Source organism: Variovorax sp. PBS-H4 (assembly GCF_901827205.1).
Taxonomy (GTDB): domain Bacteria; phylum Pseudomonadota; class Gammaproteobacteria; order Burkholderiales; family Burkholderiaceae_C; genus Variovorax.
This window is the reverse complement of sequence record NZ_LR594675.1, coordinates 5,309,458-5,333,323: the sequence shown is the minus strand read 5'-3', so window position 1 is coordinate 5,333,323 and position 23,866 is coordinate 5,309,458. Positions and strand designations below refer to the sequence as shown.

Genomic DNA, 23,866 nt, shown 5'->3' with positions numbered 1-23,866 from the left:
GGATCAGGAACCTCCTTCGTTCCAGTGCAGTTTCTTGCGCAGCGTATCGAAATAGCTCCAACCCCGAGGGTGCAGGAAGCGCACGCGGTACTCCGACCGGCGCACCACGATCTGGTCGCCGATGGCCATGGTCGCCAGCGACTGCATGTCGAAATTGGCGCTCGCGTCGCGGCCGCCGACGAGCTCGATCGACACTTCGTCCGCGTCGGGCAGCAGGATCGGGCGGTTGGAGAGCGAGTGCGGTGCGATCGGCACCATCACCCATCCCGGCACAGCCGGATGCAGCAGCGGACCGCCGGCAGACAGCGCGTACGCGGTGGAGCCCGTGGGCGACGCGATGATGATGCCGTCGGCGCGATGGTTGGCGACGAAGTGATGGCCGACCGAAACCCGCAGTTCCACCATGCCCGACGTGGCGCCGCGGTTGACCACCACGTCGTTCATGGCAAGCGCCTTGAACACCGAGACGCCTTTGCGCACCACGGTCGCCTGCATGAGGCTTCGGTGGTCTTCCTCGTAGTCGCCGGCCAGCATCGGGATCAGCGTGGTCTGGTAGTCGTTCAGCGCGATGTCGGTGATGAAGCCCAGCCGACCACGGTTGATGCCGATCAGCGGCAGGCCGTAACATGCAAGTTGGCGCCCGATGCCGAGCATCGTGCCGTCGCCGCCCACCACCAGGCCCAGATCGCACTGCCGGCCGATCTCCTCGACCGACAGGTCGGCGTAACGCGTGGTATGCGCATCGCCCTCGTCCCGCTGCTCGACGAACACCTCGCAACCCTGCGATTCGAGAAAGGCCCCGATGCCTTCCATGATCTCGTCCAGCGCACCGGCCGGCGGCCGTGCGCCGGATGCCTGGTACTTGCCGATCAATGCGACGCGCCGGAAGCTGGATGTCATCGGTAAATTACAACACTAAAATCTTTCAATGCTGGACGAACGCGCCAAGTTGCTGCTCAAGACACTGGTCGAGCGGTACATCGCCGAAGGGCAACCGGTGGGCTCCCGTACGCTCTCGCGGGCTTCGGGGCTCGAGCTCTCGCCTGCAACCATTCGCAATGTCATGTCGGACCTGGAAGGGCTGGGGCTCATCGTCAGCCCCCACACCTCGGCTGGCCGCATTCCGACGGCGCGGGGCTATCGCCTGTTCGTCGACACCATGCTGACTGCGCAGCGCGAGCAGTTCGCGGCGCCCAGCCTGCCGCCGGACCAGCCGCAGAAGGTGATCGCCAACGCGGCCCATTTGCTCTCGAACCTGTCGCAGTTCGTCGGTGTGGTGATGGCACCGCGGCGCGCCTCGGTGTTCCGGCAGATCGAATTCCTGCGGCTGTCCGATCGCCGCCTCCTGGTGATCATCGTCTCCCCCGATGGCGACGTACAGAACCGCGTGATTTTTCCTGAGGTCGACTATTCGCAGTCGCAGCTGGTCGAAGCCTCGAACTACATCAATGCGCACTTCGCCGGCCTGTCGATCGAACAGGTGCGCGACCGGCTGCAGTCCGAAATGGAGCAGTTGCGCGGCGAGATTGCCGCGCTGATGCAGGCGGCCGTGCAGGTCAGTTCAGAGGTGCTGACCGAAGCCCAGGACGAAGTCGTGATCGCGGGCGAGCGCAACCTGCTTTCGGTCACCGATTTCTCCAGCGACATGAGCCACCTGCGCCGAGCCTTCGAGCTGTTCGAGCAGAAGGCGCAGCTGCTTCGCCTGCTCGACGTCTCGAGCAAGGCGGAGGGCGTTCGGATCTTCATCGGCGGGGAAAGCCAGGTCGTGCCCTTCGAGGATCTCTCGATCGTCAGCGCGAACTACGAGGTCGATGGCGAGGTGGTGGGAACACTGGGCGTCATCGGGCCGACGCGCATGCCCTATGAACGCATGATCCAGATCGTCGACATCACGTCGAAGCTGGTCACCAATGCGCTGAGCCACCGCAAATAGGGCAGGGCGAGCCTCCCACTAGAATCCCTGCTGCGTGGGCCGTTAGCTCAGTTGGTTAGAGCAGCGGACTCATAATCCGTTGGTCCCTGGTTCAAGCCCAGGACGGCCTACCACTGCAATGAGAAAGCCTGCCATCTGTCCGGGAGCAGGCTTTTTTCGTTCGCCGGCCGAGCCTCCCTGGCCTCGCGGGCAAACTGAACCTGGCGATGCAGGTTCTTTAATCGACGCAGACAATTCGGGGGCCGATCCCGCTGAACGTCATCCAGCCAGGGGTCGATCCGCAGTAGCTCGAGCGGTTCATGACGGGCCGCCGCTGAGCAACGCAACAACGCACGAAGGAACGAGCAATGGCAAAAAGCGTCGGCATGGTGGGCATCGGCATGATGGGCCACGGAATCGCGAGCAACCTCCTCAAGCATGGGCACGAACTACGAGTGCTGGACCATCCTGGCAACCAGCCGGTGGACGACCTCAGGGCAAAGGGCCTGCTCGTGCTCGCCAGCGCCAGCGAGGTCGCTGCCGCGTCGGACGTCGTGATTTTGGTGTTGACGGGATCGCCGCAGGTCGAGGCCGTGCTCACGGGGGAAGACGGCGTCCTGCAGGGACTCCGGCCGGGGGCCGTGGTGATCGACTGCTCCACGGCCATTCCGTCGTCCACGGTGCGTATGGCGCAGGCGGTGCAGGCTGCAGGCGGCCGCTTCCTCGATTCACCGATGACGCGCACGCCGAAAGAGGCCGCGGAAGGGCGCCTGAACCTGCTGGTCGGCGGCGACGTCGCCCTGCTCGACGAGGTCCTCCCGCTCCTGCGTTGCTTCGCCGAGAACATCACGCACATAGGGCCCGTGGGTGCGGGACACAGCATGAAGCTTCTGCACAACTATGTGTCGCTCGGCATGGTGACGCTGCTGTCGGAAGCCGCCGCGTGCGCCAAGACGAACGGCGTCGGAGCCGAAGCGTTCGTGGAAGTGCTGGCGAAGGGCGGCGGCGGTGGCATCGCGCTGGAGCGGCTCAAGCCGTTCCTGCTTGCTGAAGATACGTCGGGGCTGAGGTTTTCGATCGCCAATGCACGCAAGGACCTGGATTACTACAACACCATGGCCAAGGACGCGGGCGCCTACAAGACAGTCGCCGCCGCCGTGCTGTCCGCGTTGGAAACCGGTTTGGCCAAGGAGCCCGACGCGCTGGTGCCACAGCTCGCGGCGCTCTTGGCGATGAAGTGACCGCCTGGGTTTCGCGCGCAGCGTAGACCAACCGTGCCAGTGGCCGTGAGGATTCGGGCATCGCATCGTACGTGCAGGAAGACGGCCCTGTCTGCATGCTATACTCGCAAGCTGTGCGGCTGTAGCTCAGTTGGATAGAGTACTTGGCTACGAACCAAGGGGTCGTGGGTTCGAATCCTGCCAGCCGCACCACTTTTCAGAGGGTTAGCCCGCTAGCGCGGACTAACCCTCTTCTCATTTGCGCGACTTTCTGCGCGACTTCTAACGCCTAGCCGTTCACCACCCGCAGCAGCGTCGTGCGGTCGAAGGTGTTGGTCGCCTTGTTCGCGGCCTCCACCAGTCGTTCCACCGTCGCGGTCGCGTAGTGCTGCGGCATCCCCTCGATCGCATGCCCCAGGAGCAGGGCGCGATCCTCCTCGGCGACACCGCCGTCCCCGATCTTCCAAGCCGCGTCGTTCAGAACCAGCGCATGGTCGCGCTTGCCCTTGAACTCAGCGGCCGGAATCACGAAGACGCTGCGCTGCAACTCAGGCACCGGCACTTCCCAGCTCCACCGCAGCCCACAGGCGTTGTCGTCGCGTGCGCCGGTGTTGAGCGCGAAAAGCGCTGCGCACTGAAGGTGGGTCGCAAGGACCGGAAATCAGCTTCGCCTGCTCTGCCCATGACAGCGGATACGGCTTTCTCCGCTGTGTGTCTCGAAGGTATCCAACGAGTCATTGCGGACCTCGCCCATGGGCCCTACAGCCTTCCCCTCGGAAAGCGGAGTTCAAGCGCGGAAACTTTGATCCGTCGCGATTTGAGGTTTCATCGACCAGTGGCGCGAGCGCTCCCACCATCAAAACGCCCCCAACCACATGGGCTGATAGCAAGGGGTCGTCCGCGCCCGAATCGAACGAATACTATAGAGAAACCGACCCTGTAAATTGCGTGAGTCCGAAGGATGCAAGAAGTGGGCAGCGGCAGCTACTCAATAACTGTGGCTTCAATGTGCGGGTGGCGCATTGCGTAGACCCCGTAGGTGGAGCATCAGAAGTGGCCCGCCTCCTCCGGTGCGCAAGTCTGGAGCATCCCGACGTGGTGCATATTTGGGGTAGGAGTGACATGAATTTTACGTCACTTGGCTTGAGTGGTTTGCTGCAGTCTAAGGACGTCCGCACCCACTACTTTGTGGCCTGTAAAGCAAGAGATGGAGACACAAACCGAGCTTTTGATCCGACGTTCAGCCAGTTGCACATTTCGTCTACAGGTGTCACGGCCAAATGCTTGGAGCTGATCGACAAAACTAAGGCAATCAAACCGCGGCAGGTGGTCTATCGACATCCTCGCTTTCCCGCCGACCCAAACTGGCAGCAGAAGATTTGGCTGAGTTCAGAGTAGTCGGCCTCGCTTCGCAGCGACGTGAGCGATCTTCAAGCCTCCGTGGAGGCGTGGCCAACGCTGCATCATCCCGGCGCCAACTTCGATGAGCCCTATTGGAGGCCGCGCACGAGCAGCCGTTCCCATGGTGCGAGTGGTTGCGCTTCCGCGGCGCCGATGGCGAGCCTTGGGGCTTGGCCGGTCTCTGGAATGTCTGGATCGACAAGGCCATGGATCCCGATCGAGGCCGCCGACTTCGCCCAATAGCTGGAAGGCACGTCGAACAGGCGCAGCAGCTGCTCAGGCTCGCCCCGGCCGAGATCTTCGACGCGGGCCAGGCGCCGCCAGCCCCGCTGCCGCAGCCGAAGCTCAAAGCGGAGAGGGCGCAGCCGAAGAGCCCTCCCGCTGAACCACTCTTTGACTAAGCGTAATGACCGACCGTGCCACGCCAAACCTGCCGTCACGAGATTTCGAGGCGACATTCCAGTTCTATCGTCAACTTGGCTTTGAGCAGAGTTGGCGCGATGACGGCTGGATGATTCTCAAACTGCGCCAAATTTCGCTCGAATTCTTTCCTCATCCCCAGCTTGATCCGGCAACAAGCTGGTTCAGCTGTTGCTTGCGGCTGGACAACGTCGAGTCCTTCTTCAACAACGTCGTGAACGTAGGTGTACCGGAGGCAAAAACCGGTTGGCCGCGTGTGCATAGACCGATGCGCGAAAGTTGGGGCGGTCTGGTGGGGGCCTTGATCGACATAGATGGGACCTTGCTGAGGCTGGTCCAAGAATGAGTCCGATCGGAAATCGCTTCGAGGCATGAGGACAGGCGCAGCCGAATCTAGTGCAGGCGACTAGCAAACACGTCGAGGGCAGGATCGACTGAGGTAAAGACGATCGCCCACTTGACGTGCGCGTCGGGGTTGCATTCGCATGGTGCTGCTGCGCCACCGCAGGTGCAGCCGCCCTTGTCCGCGATCAGCTCCGAGGGACGGTCCGGGTGGCTTTCATTTCTTCTTCAGGAACTCGCGCACCTTATCGGCCTGGTTGCCCACCGCGGCGACCGCCTTGCGCAGCTCGTCCTCGGTGACGCCAAGCGACTTGGCCCAGTCCCTGACCTCGTAGTCTTCGTTCAAGTTGATGCGCGCGCGGTCCTGGCCGCCCACCTTTGTCTTGTCGTCTGTCATGTTGTTGTACTCCTTCAGCCAATCATCCGGATGTGGCTGCCAGCGCCGCTCGGTCGCCGACATCTCCTGGATATGTCTTACGCGTGCTGCACGGCCGTTCATGCAGGCGATTTGCGCATTTGACTGACAGCAGACTTGTAGGCGAAATGTGCCTCCGGTTGAACGCGCTGCGCCGCTTTCACTGTGGCCGAGACTTCCGGGCTTGCCCCGGTAGTCGTCGGAGGAGATCCTGTGCGACTCAACGGCTAGCCCGCTGGGAGACGGCTAGGATCGTCCGGGTTCCGCGAGTTTGTCCGCACCTGCGCTTTCGGCCACGGCCGTGATCCCGCCCGCAAGGAACGTGTACAGGCTCTCGGTCATGTGAGCGACTTCCTTGGAGCCGAAGCGACCCTGCGATAGCGTCTCGACCCGATCGGGCCGCGCGCAGACGGTGCACATGGCGCCCAACAGGAAAAAGAACGCTTGGTGCAGGCGTTCGTCGGTGACTTTCGGCAGAGACCGCTTCATCTCGGCAACGTACTGGCGAGCCACCTGGTTGAAGTGCTTGTCCGTCAGGTAGCTCCACTCCGCGCTGATGGCGATGGCGGCGATCAGCCGGGTGTAGTTGGACCACCCTGCGTCGCCCTGGCTCGCACGCTCCATGATGGCTCCGACGAAAGCCTCGACCAGTTTGCGAATGGCGATCGGCTTTCCCTTGCTGCGATCGCGAAGGCGATCGAGCCGCTCCATGCGCTCCTCGTTCAGCACAGACGAACGACGCCCGAGCACATGGTCCAGCAGTTCCGACTTTGCGCCGAAGTGGTAGCCGATGAGGGCGAACTGGCATTCCGCCAGCGTCGCGATGTCGCGCACCGAGGTGGCATGGAAGCCGGCGTCGGAGAACAGCTTCTCGGCGCAGTCGAGTATTCGCTGGCGGGTCGCCTCGCTGTCCGCCCGTCGCTTCGGACCTGTCGAACCGGCGCCCGAGGGGGGGTGACGCGGGGGGGAATTGGCCTTGATTTGCATTGCTCCACCATCTTATACGACCGTACAGGAGGAGCCGTGGTACAGCCACCCGCATGGCCAGACGCTGCTCGATTCCTTCGTGCAAACCCTGACACGTATAGGCTGACTTTGATCCTAGACTTTATCCATACGTATAGTCAACGACCTTCAACACGCCGAATCTCGGGTGTGAAGCCATCAACCGCAACGCATGCATTCAACCCGGAGACCGACATGCAGAAATTCGTTTTTCAGAACAACGGCGAGGCCGTGTCGCAGGACACGATCCGTCGCATGGAAGTGCGCCGTGCCAGGCACATGATGAGCCTGCTCACGGACAAGCTGGGTGTGGAAGGCATGGCGAAGCTGTTCGCGAAGGAACTGGAGGAATCCGACGCGGAGAAGGAATCGTGGGCTGCGGCGTCCAAGGGCGAATACGTCGAATCGAAGGCGACCGCGCTCGTGTCCGAAGGCAACAGCGCGGAATTCCTGGACTGGGTGCGAACCGGCTACAGCGGCGCCAACGGCAAGGCCATGCAGCGCGCTCACCCGGACCATCTCGGCAAGCTTCTGCTCGAGGGCGGGGCGATCGGCATCCTCGAAGTCGCAGGCCACACCGCGAAGCCAAGTCTGCTGCGATTGGAAGTCCTGCCGGACGACGCCGAGTTGCCGGTCCCCATGGACCCCGCGTTTCCCCACAGGTGGCTGGGGCGTGGCGTCTGCAGGAATGGGCAGACCTTCGCCTACATGGCGCATCAGCTGCGTGACACGCCCTCCGGCTTCGAAGCCCGGTTCATCGTCTGGTGGGGCGCCGCCGCGCCGCAGGCCCTCGTGTCCGGCCACGTAGACCACTTGACGGTTGAATGGTCGAACTGGCTGCAGATGTACCTGGAGACGCGGAAGCAGCCGGCCGACCTGATGCCGATCGCGCTCACGGTCAACACTTGAAGTTGCGCACGCACCCTCGAAGCGCCCAAGGAGCCTGCATGAACACGACCACCTCCCTGACGCGCCGGCACGCCCTCATCGCGACCTGTGCGGCTCTGTCGCCGGCACTCGGCCGGTCCCAGACCGCGCTGCCTGACATGTTGCGGATGATCATGCCGTTTCCGCCGGGGAATGCACTGGACGCTTCGGCCCGCTGGTTCGCAGAAGCCTATCGCACCGTGACCGGCCGCAATGCGATCGTCGAGAACAAGCCCGGAGCCGCGGCCACGATTGCGGCCGCTGAAGTGTCCCGCTCCAAGCCGGATGGATCGGTCGTCCTCTTCACGACGGCTGGTCACTTGACCACCGCCGTTCTCATGAAGAAGATCCCCTACGAGCCCATCGATGGCTTCACCCCCGTCACGCCCGTCGCGGTGGGCGAGGGGTTCATCATGGTGACGAGGGCGGGCTCCCGTTTCAACAGCGCCCGGGACGTGCTCGACGCGGCGAAGAAGGCGCCGGGCAAGATCAGCTACGCATCGGCGGGCAACGGCAACTCGACGCATGTCGTGGGAGCGTTGTTCGCGAAGTCTGCCGGAGTGGACCTTCTGCACGTCCCCTACCGGGGCGACTTCTTAACGGACCTCCTCTCCGGCGTCGTGGACATCATGTTCGTCGGGACCGCCGTCGTGTGGCCATTCCTCGAGTCGAACAAGCTCAAGGCGCTCGGGATAACGGGGAGCAATCGTGCGGCCTCGCTTCCCCAAGTACCCACCTTCGCAGAAATCGGGGTGAGGGACGTCGACCTGCCTTCGTACCTGACGATCCTGGCGCCGCCGAACATGCCGCCGGCCATTCTGGCTGCGCTGCACGACGGCATTGCCAGGACGCTGCGCGATCCTGCCCTGGCGTCGAAGTTCAAGAGCAATCGGTTGGAGCCATGGATCCTATCGCCGGACCAATTCAAGGCTCACATGCGAGGCGAACTTGCAAATCTGCAGCACGTGCTCCCGCCTCTCGGCATCCAGATGGACATCTGACGGTCACGGCCCGAAGTGAGCAAGACCAATCCTCTGAACGGCTTCGCCGTCGAGCGCGCGCGGATCGGCTACGTCGGCCGAGACTTGCAGCGTCCGGAGTGCATCCTGGCCGAGCCCGACGGCACGCTCTGGGTTGCAGACGCGCGCGGCGGCGTCACCCGCATCGCCTCTGATGGATCGCAGCGCTTCATCGGGCAGAAGGTCAACGGGGGCTTCCAAGGTCACTCTGAGGCCACCACCCAGGACCTCGAGGCCAAGTTCACGCAGGGCACGCTGCCGAACGGCCTGGCGATGGCGGCAAACGGGGACATCCTGATCTCGAACTTCGGAGCGGATCTTCTCGAGGTAATGACACGCGAAGGCACCACCCGCACCTTGTACGACAGTATCGACGGGATGCCCATCGGGAAGGTCAACTTCGTGCTTCGGGACTCGCGCGACCGGATCTGGCTGACAGTCTCCACTCGCGTGAACCCATGGACCGCGGCCTTGACATCGAGGGTGCGCGACGGATATGTCGCCGTCGTGGAGCGAGGACGCCTGCGCGTGGTTGCCGACGGCTTTCACTTCACCAACGAAGTTCGCCTCGATGCCCGCGAAGAGTGGCTGTACATCGTCGAGACCACCGGGCCGCACATTACCCGGATGCGGCTGGATGCTTCCGATCCCGAAGAGGTTCGCCTCACCGACCGCGAGATCTTCGGTCCGTCCCACCTCGGCGGGATGCCGGACGGCATCGCCTTCGATGCACATGGCAATCTCTGGTGCACGCTCATCATGGTCGACCAGCTCATCGCGCTCACCCCGGACGGCGACCGGCGGCTGTTGCTGGACGACGGCGACCCAGCCGCGAGTTGCAATCTGCTGGAGCGCTTTGGAGCAGGAACGCTGCGCCTCGGCGACCTGCAGGAGGCCCATGGAACCATCGCACCGTGGATGGCGAGCGTCACGTTCGGCGGACCCGACCTTCGCACCGTCTTCCTGGGCTCCCTCAGAGGGACGCGCATTCCCTTCTTTCGTGCACCCGTGCCAGGTTTGCCGATGATCCATTGGCACCAGGCCCGCTGAACCCGCCATGCCCAACAACGTCATATCAGTTGCGCGATCACCGGCGCTGTCCGTACGCCGTCGATGTCTTCTCACCTTCCGATCACACCAGAGGAGATCGCCCGGCAAAGCGTGGAAGCGGCCGATGCCCGCGCGGCCATCGTCCACCTGCACGCGCGAGACCCGCGAACTGGACATCCCCCGTCCAGGCACCAGGTCTTCGTCGAAGATCCTTCGGAGGGTCACAATCGAGCTCAACTTCTCCGCAGCTGAATAGGTGGCACCCATGGACGCTCCGCTCTTCGACCGGGACCTTCCCCGAACACCCGCCAACCACGCGCCGCTCTCTCCGCTGCCATTCCTCCAGCGAAGCGCCGAGGTGTACCCGCAACGCCTGGCCATCGTGCACGGGGACCTGCGCCGCGCCTGGGCCGAGGTGTACGCCCGCTGCCGCCAGTTGGCTTCCGCGCTGCAGCGGCGCGGCATCGGCAAGGGGGAGACCGTCGCGGTCATGCTGCCCAATACGCCGCCGATGGTGGAGGCGCACTTCGGCGTGCCCATGGCCGGGGCGGTGCTCAACGCCCTCAACACGCGGCTGGACCCGGAGAGCATCGCCTTCATGCTGGACCACGGCGAGGCCCGCGCCGTCATCGTCGATCCGGAGTTCGCGCCCGTGCTGAAGAAGGCGCTGGCATTGCGCAAGAGCAGCGCGCCGCTGCTGCTGGTGGACGTCGAGGATCCGGTCTACACCGGGCCGGTGGAGCGCATCGGCGAGCTGACCTACGAGGTGCTCTTGGCCGAGGGAGACCCGCAGTTCGCCTGGAGCCTGCCGGAAGACGAGTGGGACGCCATCGCCCTGAACTACACCAGCGGCACCACCGGCAACCCCAAGGGCGTCGTCTACCACCACCGCGGCGCGGCCACGAACGCCGTGTCCAACATTCTCGAGTGGGACATGCCCAAGCACGCCGTCTACCTCTGGACGCTGCCGATGTTCCACTGCAATGGCTGGTGTTTCCCCTGGACCGTCGCGGCGCGGGCAGGCGTGAACGTGTGCCTGTGCAAGGTGGATGCCGGCGCGATGGTGGACGCGATCCGCGAGCACGGGGTCACGCACTACTGCGGCGCGCCGATCGTGCATTCGATGCTGGTCAACGCGCCCGACGAGCTGAAGAAGGGCTTGCCGCGCGGCGTCAAGGCCATGGTGGCCGGCGCGGCACCGCCCGCCTCGATGATCGAGGGCATGGAGCGGCTCGGCTTCGACCTCACCCACGTGTACGGCCTGACCGAGGTCTATGGCCCGGCGACCGTCTGCCCCAAGCACCCTGAATGGGACGGGCTGGACATCGGCGAGCGGGCGCGGCTGAACGCTCGCCAGGGCGTGCGCTACCACCTGCAGCAGGGCGCCGTCGTGATGGATCCACGGACGATGCAGCCCGTGCCGTGGGACGGCGAGACCATGGGCGAGATCATGTTCCGCGGCAACATCACCATGAAGGGCTACCTCAAGAACCCCAAGGCGACGCAGGAGGCGTTCGCGGGCGGGTGGTTCCACACCGGTGACCTCGCGGTGCAGTACCCGGACGGTTACATCAAGATCAAGGACCGCAGCAAGGACATCATCATCTCCGGCGGGGAAAACATCTCCTCGATCGAGGTGGAGGACGTCCTGTACCGGCATCCGGACGTGCTGGCAGCCGCCGTGGTGGCGAAGCCTGACCCCAAGTGGGGCGAGACGCCGTGCGCCTTCGTCGAGCTCAAGGCGGGCGCGAAGCTCGCGCCCGAGGACATCGTCGCGCACTGCAAGAAGCACTTGGCCGGGTTCAAAGTGCCGCGAGCCGTGGTCTTCGGCGAATTGCCCAAGACCTCCACCGGCAAGATCCAGAAGTTCGAGCTGCGACGGCTGCTCGAGTCCACTTCCGCCCTGGACGTGTGAGCAGCAACTGCCTTGGACATTCAGCCCCTCGGCGTTCGAGCCTTTGCCGGCCAGGAGGGCCGTTCCCGTGCTCGTCGCGCGCGGGCCTTGATCAAGTTACCGGCGGGTTGCCCCTCTTCGGGCGCTCTGCCGGATCGCTTGGTCTGCCCCGGTATTTCCGACGGTTCGATCAGCAGTCTTTCCACGGTTCGATCAAAAATTTCATCCCCGTCGCGGGACGTGCGCAGCTTTTGAGTACTTCGGGTGAGATGACCTCCGCCAGCGAAACACTTCGCGTGTACCGGCTCGCAAACGTGGTTGTCACTTCTGCAGCAACCCGGGCTTTGAGCCGGTCAAGGGTTTGCTGTCGTGTCACCTTCAGATACCGAAGAAGAAGCCAGCCGCCAGCGGCCCATGCGGTGCCGATGTCGCGCGGTATCTCGATTGGGCGAGGATCAAGAGTGCCGTAGACATACAGCTGCTTGAGGACGTCGGAGCCATAGCGGGACACCACCTGGCCGGGACGGCGGCTGATGGCCGCTTCCATGCAACTCAAGATCTGCCCCCCGCTGCTCCCGCCGATGGGGTCGAGGACAATCGTCGCTCCGGTGGCCACAATGGCGTCGACAAGTTGCTCTCTGAAATCGTCGGAACTTGAATTGCACACGAAGCGTGCACCCTGCCCGCGCAAGAGCTCCGCCTGCTGCTCCGATCGCACAACGTTGACGAGCGGGATATCGTCAGCAAGACAGACCCGAAGCAGGATCTGCCCGAGATTTGACGCAGCAGCGGTTTGGACAATCGCTGTGTGGCCCTCACTGCGAGCTGTTTCAACCATCCCTAACGCAGCCAGTGGATTGACGAAGCAAGAGGCAGCCTGTGCAGCAGTCGTGCCTTCGGGAAGAACGAGGCATTCCGCTGCGGGTATGCAGCGATAGCGAGCGTACATGCCCCCGGCCATCGCTGCGACCGTTCGCCCCATCAGGGACTGCGCAGCATGTGAACTTCCTGCCGCCACGACAGTACCTGCACCTTCGAGCCCGACCGGCGTCGAAGCATCCCTGCGCGATTGCATCGCCTTCAATGAAGCCGCAGGCACGGGCGCTACGAGTTCCGGCCCACCAGCGCCGTCGGCAGTCCACGCCCGACTGAGGTCCGCGGCGCCAAGCATAAGACCAATGTCGGACGGATTGACCGGAGTGGCTTCGACGCGAACAAGCACTTCTTCGGGCTTCAACGCTGGAACTGCCTCTCTGACAAGAGAGAGCACAACCTGTCCATCGGAATTAATGACAGAGCGCAGTTGAAGTGACGCGGCGTCCTGAACTTGATCGTGCACGTTGAATACCGGTTAATTGGTTGCAAAGGCCAGCTCGATTCGTGATTGCGGTGAGGGCTGCCGCACACCAGCGCGGCGACGAGCGGGCGCGGCATCGCTCAGCCGACGCGCTGGAGGTGCCGCATCGCGTCCTCCGTCGGCTACGCCTCGATGAAAGGGGCCGGCATCAGAAGTCTGCTCTCCTGCCGGATGAATAGAGGAGCGACCTCCGCGACATACGCCTGCCACGCAGGGAGGTCGGCGAGCGCGGCGCGCCGACGCATCCGGTCCTCGAACGAACTGAATCCCCAAATGAAGATCACCTGGTTCAGGTCCCCGACTTCCGTCGTGTAGCACCCGGCCAGGTGCCCGAGCACGTCACACTGAAGCGACTTGCCTTTCTCTGCGTAGATGGCGAGGTAGTCCTTCAGGCGTGAGGGCGGCAACTGGTAAGTCCGCATCTCGAAGAGCATCTTATCTTCCGCCCGAAATGTCGATGACAGCACCATGCACGTACGACGAGCGTTCCGACGCCAGCCAGAGCACAGCCTCGGCGACTTCGTGCGCAGTGCCCGGGCGCCGCATCGGGATCGTCGGCGCAATGCTTTCGATGAGCTTTGCGCCTCCGAACTCATTGTGCATTTCGGTGACGATGACACCGGGTCGAAGGCTGTTCACCCGAACGCCGAGTGGACCGAGCTCCTTGGCGAGCGCGATGGCCATGCCGTCCAACGCGGCTTTCGTGGACGCATAGTGCGCAAGCTCGGGCATGCCGCCATGACGTGCCGCGGCCGACGAGACGTTCACGATCGAGCCGCCTTCGCCCCCGCTGGCGCGGCTCATGCGCCTGACAGCTTCGCGGGAACAGTAAAACGCGGAAAACACATTCGTCTCGAAGATCTGCCGCAACCTGTCCTCGTCGATTTCAGTGATCGAGCATCGACCACCGGAGATGCCGGCGTTGTTCACCAGCGCGGAGACAGGGCCCAGTTCCTGGTCAACTTCGGTGAAGAGCTTCGCGGCTCCCGCGCTGGTCGACACGTCAGCGCAGATGGCCACGGCCCTGCCTCCTTGACGAGCGATATCCCGCACGAGCGCTTCCGCGGCATCACGATCACTCCGGTAGTTCACTGCGACCTCGTAACCTTCCTTCGCACCGAGGAGCGCAATCGCGGCACCAATACCCCGGCTGGAACCGGTCACAACAAGCACTTTCGACACGTTCGTTCCTTCAGAAGTTGACGCCTGCGGCGCCCTTTAGCTGCAGGCGCTCGCGCGCCTCGTCGGCAGACGCGATCTCCAGCCCCAATCCTTCGATCAGCTTTCGCACGGCCCGGACCTGGTCCGCATTCGACTCCGCCAGCTTGCCGGTGCCGAGCCAGATGGAATCTTCCAGGCCGACGCGCACGTTTCCGCCCATCGTTGCGGCCTGCGTCGCCACTCGCAGCTGCGCCGCGCCTGCCCCGATCACTGACCAGTGGTACTGGTCCCCGAACAGCCGGTCGGCCGTCCGCTTCATGTGCACCACATCCTCTGGATGCGTCCCCGCTCCTCCCAGGATGCCGAGGACGGACTGGATGAAGAGAGGAGCCTTCAACATTCCGCGGTCCAGGAAATGCCGCAGGTTGTAAAGGTGCGCGGTGTCGTAGCACTCGAACTCGAAGCGGGTGCCCGTCTCATACCCGACCCGCAAGACATGTTCGATGTCCTTAAAGGTGTTCCTGAACACGAGGTCGCGGGTGCCCTCCAGGAACGGCGCCTCCCAATCGAACTTGAAATTGCTGAACCGCTCCAGCATGGGATAAATGCCGAAGTTCATCGATCCCATATTCAGCGAGGCGACTTCCGGCTTGAACTCGATCACAGGTTGAATGCGCTCGCTCACCGTCATGCCGGGCGCACCGCCCGTGGTGATGTTGATCACCGCATCGCATCGCTCCTTGATCTCCGGCAAGAACTTGCCGAATGCTTCCGGCGACTGGTCCGGGCGCCCCGTGACGGGGTCTCGCGCGTGCAAGTGGATGATGGCGGCGCCAGCCTCGGCCGCACCCACTGCTGCGTCCGCAATCTGTCGGGGGGTGATCGGCAGGTGGGGCGTCATCGAGGGCGTATGGACACTGCCGGTAACGGCGCAGCTGATGATCACTCGGTGTTGTTTCACGAAATGGGTCTCCTGGAGGGATGAATCACGCTCGGGGCGGGATCACGGGAAGAAGGATGGAAGACGGATGCGCCGGACCGGTATGGATCGTGACCCGCCCACCGAACACCGACCGCGGACGGTCGCGCTCGTCGTCATGAACGAACGCCCCACAGCCTCGCATTTCGTGTCTCGGGTGCAGCGCCATCACGGGCGGGCCGGCGTATTCAAAGTCCTTGCCACGGATGCTCAGGGCCAGCCGGTAGCCCGGCGGCACCACGATGCTCGTCGGCCAGATCTCCACGTCGACTGGATAGACCTCGCCGGGCACGAGCGGGATGATCTCGTCGTGGGCATGCCAGGGCCGCCAGGGCTTCGAGCGCCCTGCGTCCAGCTTCCGGTGCGACGCACGCAGCCAACCTTGCGCGATCGGTGTGTTCGGATCGTTGGCGCCTTGGAAGGTGACTTCCTTCATGTCGGGTGTGAACAGGCGGACGGTAAGAAACAGATCCGCGTCGGTGGTCTCGGAGGACACGTAAAGACGGGCTGCCAAGGGCCCCGTCACCTCGAGTTCGCTGGTCGACGACGGCAGCATGAACACCAGGCCTGGCCCGAGCGCGTCGTAGGTGACGGAAGCGTTGTCAACCGGAACGGCACTGCCGAGGACCGCATGCCCTGGCTCCAGGTAATACCGGGTCCAGCGCGTGTCCGGAATGGGCCATGCCTGCTCCTTGCGCGCAACGAACCTGTCCACGTGCCGGATCTGCAGGTTCACCGGAGGTTCGGCGTCCCAGCCGTTGTTCGCGCCCTTCAGGAAGTGATCGAAGAACCTTTTCTGCAGGGCGACTGAACTGGCGATGTAGAACGAAGACCAGTGGTCGCCGCCATGCATCTCGAGCCACTTCTGCCTCGAACTCGCCTCCGTAAACCCTTCGATGTTGCCCCGCAGATGCAGGCCGTGCCCTCCCCAATTGCCCGCCGAGAGAAGCGGAACGTCGACGCAGTCCCATCGTGCCGCCCGAGTCTCGAAATACGGGTCCGGGAGGGGCCGGCTCGTCATCTCGTGTTCAAGGTCCACCCGGTTGAGCCGGAGAGCCTCGTCACCCAGGGTCTCGGGGCCGGCAACCAGCTCACCCGTCACGCGACTGCGCGGACCGCGGTCACCGGCGCCGTGCTGGACGTTCACGACCTGGGGTCCGAACCAGGACTTCCACAACGCCGTGCAAGCGATACCGCCATGGCGCACGGCGTCCCGATAGATGTCGGCGGCGCCTTCCCAGACACAGATCGCCGACAGCGCCGGAGGACGGCGCGATGCAGCAAACCACTGGTTCACGCCGTAGTACGAAATCCCGTTCATGCCGACCTTGCCGGTGCTCCATGGCTGTACTGCGGCCCAGGCAATCGCCTCGCAGATGTCGCTGCTCTCTCGCTCCGACCAGGGATCCAGCAGTCCGGGCGAGCGGCCAGCGCCGCGGCTGTCGACGCGGATGCACACATAGCCATCGCACACCCATTTCTCAGGATCCACCGTTTCCCAGTTCTGGTAGCGACCGCTGGATCCCTCCGCCACATCGGGATGGCTGCGGACCATGCCTTCCCAAGCAGCCGGATAGCCTTCCTGGAACGCCAATCCCTTGCCGTAAGGGCCATAGCTGAGGATCACGGGGTAGCGCCCCGTCTCCACCGGACGAAACACGTCGGCACGCAGAACCGTCCCGTCATCCATCGTGATGGGGACGTCCCAGTCCACAACGACGGCGTCATCGATCGCGGCAACTTCAGACTCGTTCACTCGTTTCATTGCGTTGTCCTTTGGCTTGTCATGCCGGCAAGAATAAGAATGGCCCTCGCGTTCGGGAAATACCGTCGTGGCATGGCTGACATGCACTGGACGGTGGCGGTCATGCGAGGGGCACGAAGGTCAAAACAAGCGGGCGACCGGAAGGTCGCCCGCTTCGATGGACTCGCGACTTTCAAGTCTGGATGTTCAGCGACTTGATGAGGGGCCGCCACTGCGCCTCGTCCGCTGCGACCTGGCGCGCGAATTCCTGCGGCGTGCTCGGGGTCGGTTCTATGCCCCTCGCAAGCAACTTCGAGCGCACGTCCGCGTCGCGGAGATAGTTGCTCGCGTACAGCGCCCACTGGTCCAGCACCGGACGAGGCGTCCCTTTCGGCGCAAACAACCCGAGCCACACCCCGAGTACCAACTTCAGGCCCGTCTCCGTCAATGTCGGGACATCAGGCAACTGGGACAGGCGTTCGTTGGTTGCCACTGCGAGCGCGCGGACTTTTCCGCCATCGATGAGGCCGCCGGATGACGCAACACTGTCGGAGAGGAAGTCGATCTCTCCGGCAATCAGCGCCTGCACGGCCTGCGGCGTTCCCTTGTACGCGACAGGCGTCGCTTTCGCGCCAACGGTCCGCAGGTAGATTTCGCCGATCAGGTGCGACATCGAGCCAGGACCGATCGTGCCGTAATTCAACTTGCCCGGATTGGCCTTGAGTGCCTCGGCAAGCTCCTGCGCGGTGCGGTACTTGGAATTGGCCGGCACGATCAGCACCCCGTCGATGCGGCCGATGCCTGTGACTGGCTCGAAGTCGGCCGTGCCGCTGTAGGGGGACTTCATGATGACGGCGGGCCCCGTCACGATCGAGGTCGTGGAGCCGTACAGCAGCGTGTAACCGTCCGGTGCGGCACGCTGGGCGAGTTGCGTGCCGATGGTGCCGCTTGCGCCGGGGCGGTAGTCAATGACGAGCGGCTGACCCGTGGCCTCGTGCATCGAGTTGCCGATTTCTCGTACTTCCGCATCGCCCGGCGATCCGGCCGGGAACGGAAAGATGAGCGTTACCGGGCGGCGTGGATAGTCGTGGCTACCCTCTGCGTGCAGTTGGGTTCCCAGCATCGACGCGATCGATCCGGCGATCATGTTTCGCCTGTTCATACGACTGTCTCCTGTTGTAGTCATGTGACTCGAGGAGAGGTTAGCAACCGGGCGATAGCGGCGGAAATGCTTTCTCGGCATGGAGTCCATGCCGATCCGGGTGTCACGTTGAAGGTGGCGGAGGGCGCCCGTCCTCTGACGGCATGAACCCCTTCAACCTGGCGAGCGGCCAGCGACCTGTAGATATCTGCTCGTGCGCAACTTGACGAAGCATGAGCTGCATTCGCTGGCCTGCAACGGACAACCCCTGTTCGCGACCGTTGATCAGGAGCCAGGAGATCACCACGCCCTCGATGGGTGCCATGGAGATGGCACCCCGCTCGAGCAGGTCGCTCCCTGAACACAGGGGCAGGGTTGTGAAGCCCAACCCTGCTTCCACCGCCTTCAGCACCAGTTGCCGAGTGTTGACCTCCATCGCAACGTTGAGGCGGAAACCGCGCTCGGCCATCGCACTTTCCACGCGCATGCGGCCCACATTGGGGCGGCTCATCGCGACCATCGGCCGATCGACAAGATCTTTCAGGGTCAATGGCCGGTCCATGGCAAGACCTGATCCGGGTGGGCCCAACAGACACATTGGCTCTTCGATGAATGGGTAGGCTTCGAGGCTGGCGAGCGGTTCGCCGGAGGCGACCACCGCCAGGTCGGCCTTGCCCTGTGCAACCATCGACCAGGCGTCGAGGACTCCGCTCGAACCTTCGAACACTCTGAGCAAGACGTTGGGGAAGCTGGTCCTGAAACGCTGCATGACCGGAAATGCGAGCAGCTCCGACATGGATGGAGGCAACGCGATCGTCAGCTCACCGCTGGCATCGCCAGACCGGTCTCGAACCTCTGAGCGCACCCGATCGAAATGCCGCAGCAGTTCGACGGCGCTCTCGCGAAGGCATTCCCCGGCCTCCGTGAGCGTAATGCCGCGTTCGGAACGGTGTAACAGAGTCGCGTCGAGGTCTTCTTCGAGCGAGCGCATGTGGCGCGACAGCGCCGGCTGGGCGATGTGCAGGACCTCCGCCGCGCGTGTCACGCTGCCGAGTTCGGCGACTTGGAGAAAGTATTGCAGCTGCCTGACGTTCATGGCTTCCCAAAAGCCGTGCCTCGGTGGCGCCGAAGTGGCGACATGGCGCTCCGATGGCGCGACGTGAGACGAGGCCAGCAGCAGTCTACTCTGCAACAGCTATAGCGTGCCCGCCGGCGATGCAGCCACCTCCGCTTCACGCGAAGCCGCAACCGGGGTGCCCGCCGCGTGCGCGCGAGCTTCGAAGTCGGTTCACGTCAGGCCGCCTCGCGTTCTCCGGGCTTGGGAGCCGCGTCGAAACGGGCCAGCAGGCGCGCCTGCTCGGTCCGCATCTTCGCGATCGCTTTCTCCTTGACGTGGCCGAAGCCGCGCACCTGCTCGGGCAGGACGGCCAACGCGATCGCATGGCCGTGGTTGCCGGGGTGGAGCCTGTGCAGCACGTGTTCGACGAGTCGTTCGTAGTCGGCGATGAGCCTGCGTTCCTCGCGCCGCTCCGCCGTGTAGCCGAACACGTCGAAGGCCGTCCCGCGCAACCCCTTCAGACGCGCCAGCAGCGGGAAGAGGTGCGCAATCCACGGGCCGAACTCGCGCTTGCGCAGGTGGCCCTGCGAATTGCGCCCGGGCAGCAGCGGCGGCGCCAGGTTGAACGTGAGACGCCAGTCGCCTTCGAACGCTGCGTCGAGTTGCTGGCGGAACTTCGGGTCGGCGTACAAGCGCGCGACCTCGTATTCGTCCTTGTACGCGAGGAGCTTCGCGTAGGAACGGGCCACACTTTCGGTGAGACGCTGGCCGGTTCCGAGTGCCGACTCGGCCTGCGCGACGCGCTTCACGAACGCGCGGTAGCGGGCTGCGAGCGCAGGCGACTGGTAGGTCACCAGGTGGCCCGCACGGTGCTCGACCAATTGCTCCAGCGTCTGCATGCGGCGCGGCACGAACTGGATCACCTGCGCGGGCCGCGCGGCTGCCTGCACAGAGGGCAGGTCCGCGGCAGCCACGCGTCCCCACCGGAAGGCCTGACGGTTCATCTCCACGGCCACTGCATTGAGCTCGATTGCGCGCTCGATCGAGGCCGCCGCCAGCGGGATCAGTCCTTTCTGCCACGCGAATCCCAGCAGGAACGCGTTGGCAGCGATTGCGTCCCCGAGCAGGGCCGTTGCAAGCGACGCGGCCGGCAGGCTGGCGACATGATCCTTCCCGACGACCTGCGTGACGGCCTCCAGCAGCTGGTCGCCGGGCAGGCTCCATTCGGCGTCGCGCGTGAACGTGCCAGTCGGCGGCGAGTCGGTGTTCACGACGACGCGGGTGTGGCCTTGCCGCAGCCGAGCGAGCACGTCGCTGCCGGCCGTCACCAGGAGGTCGCAGCCGATCACCGCGTCGGCTGACGCGGCTGCGAGCTTCGGCGCGTGCAGGAGGTCGCGCGAGGGCGCGATCTGCACGTGGCTCGTGACGGCGCCGCCCTTCTGCGCCATGCCCGTCATGTCCAGCACGTTCGCGGCCTTGCCTTCGAGGTGTGCGGCCATCCCGAGGAGTTGCCCGATGGTGATGACGCCGGTCCCGCCCATGCCGGTCACGAGCAAGCCATAACGTGCCGCGATGGCGGGCACTTGCGTGTCGGGCAACGCTGGCATCGGCTTGCCACCGCCACCGCCATCACCGGCAGCGGCGAGTGCCTTGCGCGGCTTGCCGCCGGTCACCGTCACGAAGCTCGGGCAGAAGCCCTGCACGCACGACAGGTCCTGGTTGCAGGAAGACTGGTTGATGCGGCGCTTGCGGCCGAACTCGGTCTCCAGCGGCTCGATCGACACGCAGTTGGACTGCACGCCGCAATCACCACAGCCTTCGCATACCCCGGAGTGGATGAAGGCACGCCGCTGCTCCTGCGGTATCTCGGCCCCCACGCTCCCCACTGCGTGTGGTTCGCTGCCCCCGGAGGGGGCTTGCGCGCCTTGGGGCGGCCCGGCGTCGCGCAGGGCCTTCTTGCGGCGGCGGCGCTTCTCGGCCGCGCAGGTCTGGTCGAAGATGAGCACGGTCACCTGCGGGATCTCGCGCAGGCGCCGCTGCACGAGGTCGAGCTCGGTGCGCGGATGCACCTGCACGCCGGCAGGGAAGAAGCCCGGCGGGTACTTGCCCGGATCGTCCGTGACCACCACCACCTCGCGCACGCCTTCGGCCAGCACCTGCCGCGCGATCGAAGCGGGCGTGAGGCGGCCGTCGTGCGCCTGGCCGCCCGTCATGGCGACGGCGTCGTTGAACAGGATCTTGTAGGTGATGGCCGTACCGGCGGCGACCGCCTGGCGGATCGCGAGATGGCCGGAGTGAAAGTACGTGCCGTCGCCCAGGTTCTGGAACACGTGGCCGTCGCTCACGTAGCGAGACTGGCCGACCCAGTTCGCTCCTTCGCCGCCCATCTGCGTGAAGGTCTCGGTCTCGCGGTCCATCCACTGCGCCATGTAGTGGCAGCCGATGCCCGCGAGCGCGCGCGAGCCGTCCGGCACCTTGGTCGAGGTGTTGTGTGGGCAGCCCGAACAGAAATAGGGCGTTCGCTGCTCTGAGGGCTTGTGCACCTCGGCAGCGAGCAGCGCCTCGTCGATGGTGGAGATGCGACGGGTGGCGAGCGGCCCTGCGAGACCGAGCCACTTCGCGATCAAGCGTGCCACGATCGCGGGATCGATCTCGCCCGCAGCGGACATCAGGGGCTGGCCTTCCGCGCCGGCCTTGCCGATCACTCGCGGCGCGGCAGGCCGCCCGTAAAGCACCTGCTTGGCCTGGCTCTCCAGCAGGTCGCGCTTTTCCTCGACGACCAGCAGCTCTTCGCAGCCCTGCGCGAACGCCGCGAACCCTTCCGGTTCCAGCGGCCAGGGCATCGTCACCTGGTAGACCTTCAGGCCGAGCTCGCGCGCGGCCGCGGCGTCGATGCCGAGGTCCTCCAGGGCCTGCATCACGTCGAGCCACGACTTGCCGGAGGTCACGATGCCGCGGCGCGCGCCCGGCGAATCGAAGTGCACGCGATCGAGCCGGTTGGCGCGCGCATAGGCCAGGGCCGCGGGCAGCTTGTGCTGCATGAGCCGCTGCTCCATCGCCACGAAACCCTCCTCGGGCCAGCGGATGTTCAGTCCTCCCGGCGGTAAATCGATCCCCTGCGGCGGCATTGGACGGATCCTGTCGGGCGACACATCGACGATGCCGGTGCTCTCCACGCAGTCTGTGACGCACTTGATGCCGACCCACAGGCCGGTGTAGCGGGACATCGCGAAGCCATGCAGGCCAAGGTCGATGAAGTCCTGCAGGGTGGCCGGCGCGAGCACCGGCATGCCCACCGCCTGGAACAGGTGGTCGGTCTGCGCCGCCATCGTCGAGGACTTGGCGCCGTGGTCGTCGCCCGCCAACGCAAGCACCCCGCCGTGCGCGGAGGTGCCGGCTTGGTTGGCGTGTCGGAACACATCCGCGCTGCGGTCCACGCCCGGGCCCTTGCCGTACCAGATTCCGAAGACACCGTCGTACTTCGCTCCAGGCCGCAGGTTCGCCTGCTGCGTGCCCCACACCGCCGTCGCCGCCAGCTCCTCGTTGACGCCCGGCACGAAGCTGACGTGGTGGCGGTCCAGGTGCTGCTTCGCCTTCTGCAGCGCCTGGTCATAGCCGCCCAGTGGCGAGCCGCGGTAGCCGCTGATGAAGCCGGCTGTGTCGAGGCCTGCGGCGGCATCGCGTTCACGCTGCAGCATGGGCAGGCGCACCAGCGCATGCGTGCCACTCATGTAGGCCAGGCCCGAGGCGGCCGTGTACTTGTCGTCGAGGCTGATCGCGGTGTTCATCGTTGGACAGCGGGTCCGGCTTCACGCGAACGCAGCAGGTCGAGCGCGACGTCGACGATCATGTCTTCCTGGCCGCCGACCATGCGGCGCCGGCCGAGTTCGAGCAGGATGTCGACGGCCGGCAGGCCGTAGCGTGACGCGGCGGCCTCCGCATGCCGCAGGAAGCTGGAATAGACGCCGGCATAGCCGAGCGACAGCGTCTCGCGGTCCACGCGCACGGGCCGGTCCTGCAGCGGCCGCACGATGTCGTCGGCCGCATCCATCAGCGCCTTCACGTCGCAGCCATGGTTCCAGTGCAGCCGCTCGGCCGCCGCCACGAAGACCTCGAGCGGCGCGTTGCCGGCGCCGGCACCCATGCCGGCCAGGCTGGCGTCCACGCGGTCGCAGCCTTCCTCCACGGCCACGATGCTGTTGGCGACGCCGAGGCTGAGGTTGTGGTGGGCGTGCATGCCGGTCGCGGTTTCCGGGCGCAGCAGGTCCTTGAAGGCGCGGAACCGGTCGCGCACGTCCTGCATGCCCAGCGCCCCGCCCGAGTCGACGACGTACACGCAGGTGGCGCCGTAGCTTTCCATCTTCAGCGCCTGCTGCGCGAGCTCCGCCGCGCTGGTCATGTGGCTCATCATGAGGAAGCCGACGGTGTCCATGCCGAGCTCGCGCGCGGTCTCGATGTGCTGCTTCGCGACGTCGGCTTCCGTGCAGTGCGTCGCCACGCGCACGACGCTGGCACCGGCCGCGTGGGCGGCCTTCAGGTCGTGCACGGTGCCGATGCCCGGCACGAGCAAGGTGGCGATGCGCGCCCGGCGGACGGCGTTGTGCGCCGCTGCGATCCACTCGAGGTCGGTGTGCGCGCCGAAGCCGTAGTTGAAGCTGGAGCCGGCGAGCCCGTCGCCATGGGCGACCTCGATGGAGTCGACGCCCGCGGCATCGAGCGCGGCCGCGATCTGCGCCACCTGCGCCACCGTGTACCGGTGCCGGATGGCGTGGCTGCCATCGCGCAGCGTGACGTCGGAGATGTAGATCTTCTTGCCATTCAT

Annotated in this window: 20 protein-coding genes, 2 tRNA genes and 1 pseudogene; 10 read left to right on the top strand and 13 right to left on the bottom strand. The window is 64.8% G+C overall.

Annotated features, from left to right (window positions below; all coding sequences use genetic code 11):
* Positions 1-3: 3 nt before the first annotated feature.
* The gene (locus tag E5CHR_RS25445; protein ID WP_162582402.1) at positions 4-900 is read right to left on the bottom strand and encodes an NAD kinase; all 897 of its coding nucleotides are present in this window, start codon (positions 898-900) and stop codon (positions 4-6) included.
* 28 nt (positions 901-928) lie between these two features.
* On the opposite strand from E5CHR_RS25445, the gene hrcA reads away from it, so the two are divergent.
* From hrcA to E5CHR_RS25425, 4 genes and pseudogenes are all read left to right on the top strand, one after another.
* Entirely contained in the window at positions 929-1,933 is a 1,005-nt protein-coding gene (gene hrcA / locus E5CHR_RS25440; RefSeq protein ID WP_162582401.1) for a heat-inducible transcriptional repressor HrcA, read from the top strand.
* A 36-nt stretch (positions 1,934-1,969) separates the two neighbouring features.
* Positions 1,970-2,046, top strand: a tRNA-Ile gene (locus tag E5CHR_RS25435).
* 219 nt (positions 2,047-2,265) lie between these two features.
* A pseudogene (locus tag E5CHR_RS25430) lies at positions 2,266-3,153 on the top strand (NAD(P)-dependent oxidoreductase); the annotation flags it as partial.
* Positions 3,154-3,268: 115 nt separating this feature from the next.
* Positions 3,269-3,345, top strand: a tRNA-Arg gene (locus tag E5CHR_RS25425).
* Between the two features lie 76 nt (positions 3,346-3,421).
* On the opposite strand, the gene E5CHR_RS25420 is transcribed toward E5CHR_RS25425, so the two are convergent.
* Entirely contained in the window at positions 3,422-3,694 is a 273-nt protein-coding gene (locus tag E5CHR_RS25420; RefSeq protein WP_162582399.1) for a hypothetical protein, read from the bottom strand.
* A 1,245-nt stretch (positions 3,695-4,939) separates the two neighbouring features.
* Between E5CHR_RS25420 and E5CHR_RS25415 the strand changes: the two genes are divergently transcribed.
* Complete coding sequence (locus tag E5CHR_RS25415; RefSeq protein WP_162582398.1) at positions 4,940-5,299, top strand: bleomycin resistance protein; 360 nt, start codon at positions 4,940-4,942, stop codon at positions 5,297-5,299.
* A gap of 213 nt (positions 5,300-5,512) precedes the next feature.
* On the opposite strand, the gene E5CHR_RS25410 is transcribed toward E5CHR_RS25415, so the two are convergent.
* Together E5CHR_RS25410 and E5CHR_RS25405 are read right to left on the bottom strand one after the other, a co-directional pair.
* A complete protein-coding gene (locus E5CHR_RS25410) occupies positions 5,513-5,755 on the bottom strand; it encodes a DUF3606 domain-containing protein (protein WP_443083094.1) in 243 nt (80 codons plus the stop codon).
* Positions 5,756-5,956: 201 nt separating this feature from the next.
* Complete coding sequence (locus E5CHR_RS25405; protein WP_162582397.1) at positions 5,957-6,697, bottom strand: TetR/AcrR family transcriptional regulator; 741 nt, start codon at positions 6,695-6,697, stop codon at positions 5,957-5,959.
* A 213-nt stretch (positions 6,698-6,910) separates the two neighbouring features.
* Here E5CHR_RS25405 and E5CHR_RS25400 point away from each other — a divergent pair, with 213 nt between their 5' ends.
* Genes E5CHR_RS25400 through E5CHR_RS25380 form a run of 5 tightly spaced genes read left to right on the top strand, consistent with a single transcriptional unit; the run spans position 6,911 to position 11,626 of the window.
* The gene (locus E5CHR_RS25400; RefSeq protein WP_162582396.1) at positions 6,911-7,624 is read left to right on the top strand and encodes a hypothetical protein; all 714 of its coding nucleotides are present in this window, start codon (positions 6,911-6,913) and stop codon (positions 7,622-7,624) included.
* A gap of 38 nt (positions 7,625-7,662) precedes the next feature.
* Entirely contained in the window at positions 7,663-8,643 is a 981-nt protein-coding gene (locus E5CHR_RS25395) for a Bug family tripartite tricarboxylate transporter substrate binding protein (RefSeq protein ID WP_162582395.1), read from the top strand.
* A 15-nt stretch (positions 8,644-8,658) separates the two neighbouring features.
* Positions 8,659-9,711: an SMP-30/gluconolactonase/LRE family protein gene (locus E5CHR_RS25390; protein ID WP_162582394.1), complete on the top strand. Its 1,053-nt coding sequence runs from the start codon at positions 8,659-8,661 to the stop codon at positions 9,709-9,711.
* 24 nt (positions 9,712-9,735) lie between these two features.
* Complete coding sequence (locus E5CHR_RS32010; RefSeq protein ID WP_269474090.1) at positions 9,736-9,963, top strand: 3-keto-5-aminohexanoate cleavage protein; 228 nt, start codon at positions 9,736-9,738, stop codon at positions 9,961-9,963.
* Between the two features lie 13 nt (positions 9,964-9,976).
* Entirely contained in the window at positions 9,977-11,626 is a 1,650-nt protein-coding gene (locus E5CHR_RS25380; protein WP_162582392.1) for an acyl-CoA synthetase, read from the top strand.
* A 169-nt stretch (positions 11,627-11,795) separates the two neighbouring features.
* Here the strand turns inward: E5CHR_RS25380 and E5CHR_RS25375 are convergent, their stop codons facing one another.
* From E5CHR_RS25375 to dmpG, 9 genes are all read right to left on the bottom strand, one after another.
* Positions 11,796-12,842: an alcohol dehydrogenase catalytic domain-containing protein gene (locus tag E5CHR_RS25375; RefSeq protein ID WP_332061329.1), complete on the bottom strand. Its 1,047-nt coding sequence runs from the start codon at positions 12,840-12,842 to the stop codon at positions 11,796-11,798.
* Positions 12,843-13,084: 242 nt separating this feature from the next.
* Complete coding sequence (locus E5CHR_RS25370; RefSeq protein WP_162582390.1) at positions 13,085-13,396, bottom strand: NIPSNAP family protein; 312 nt, start codon at positions 13,394-13,396, stop codon at positions 13,085-13,087.
* A gap of 1 nt (position 13,397) precedes the next feature.
* Complete coding sequence (locus E5CHR_RS25365) at positions 13,398-14,144, bottom strand: SDR family oxidoreductase (RefSeq protein WP_162582389.1); 747 nt, start codon at positions 14,142-14,144, stop codon at positions 13,398-13,400.
* Between the two features lie 10 nt (positions 14,145-14,154).
* Positions 14,155-15,084 carry a 3-keto-5-aminohexanoate cleavage protein gene (locus E5CHR_RS25360; RefSeq protein WP_197893874.1) on the bottom strand — a complete coding sequence of 310 codons (930 nt, stop codon included), beginning with the start codon at positions 15,082-15,084 and terminating at the stop codon, positions 14,155-14,157.
* Between the two features lie 25 nt (positions 15,085-15,109).
* Positions 15,110-16,867 carry a CocE/NonD family hydrolase gene (locus E5CHR_RS25355; RefSeq protein ID WP_162582388.1) on the bottom strand — a complete coding sequence of 586 codons (1,758 nt, stop codon included), beginning with the start codon at positions 16,865-16,867 and terminating at the stop codon, positions 15,110-15,112.
* 172 nt (positions 16,868-17,039) lie between these two features.
* On the bottom strand, positions 17,040-18,008 hold the full coding sequence (locus tag E5CHR_RS25350) for a Bug family tripartite tricarboxylate transporter substrate binding protein (RefSeq protein ID WP_162582387.1): 969 nt from the start codon (positions 18,006-18,008) through the stop codon (positions 17,040-17,042).
* Between the two features lie 103 nt (positions 18,009-18,111).
* A complete protein-coding gene (locus E5CHR_RS25345) occupies positions 18,112-19,083 on the bottom strand; it encodes a LysR family transcriptional regulator (RefSeq protein ID WP_162582386.1) in 972 nt (323 codons plus the stop codon).
* A 197-nt stretch (positions 19,084-19,280) separates the two neighbouring features.
* Positions 19,281-22,832: an indolepyruvate ferredoxin oxidoreductase family protein gene (locus E5CHR_RS25340; RefSeq protein WP_162582385.1), complete on the bottom strand. Its 3,552-nt coding sequence runs from the start codon at positions 22,830-22,832 to the stop codon at positions 19,281-19,283.
* Entirely contained in the window at positions 22,829-23,866 is a 1,038-nt protein-coding gene (gene dmpG / locus E5CHR_RS25335) for a 4-hydroxy-2-oxovalerate aldolase (RefSeq protein WP_162582384.1), read from the bottom strand. Before dmpG ends, E5CHR_RS25340 begins: the two co-directional genes overlap by 4 nt.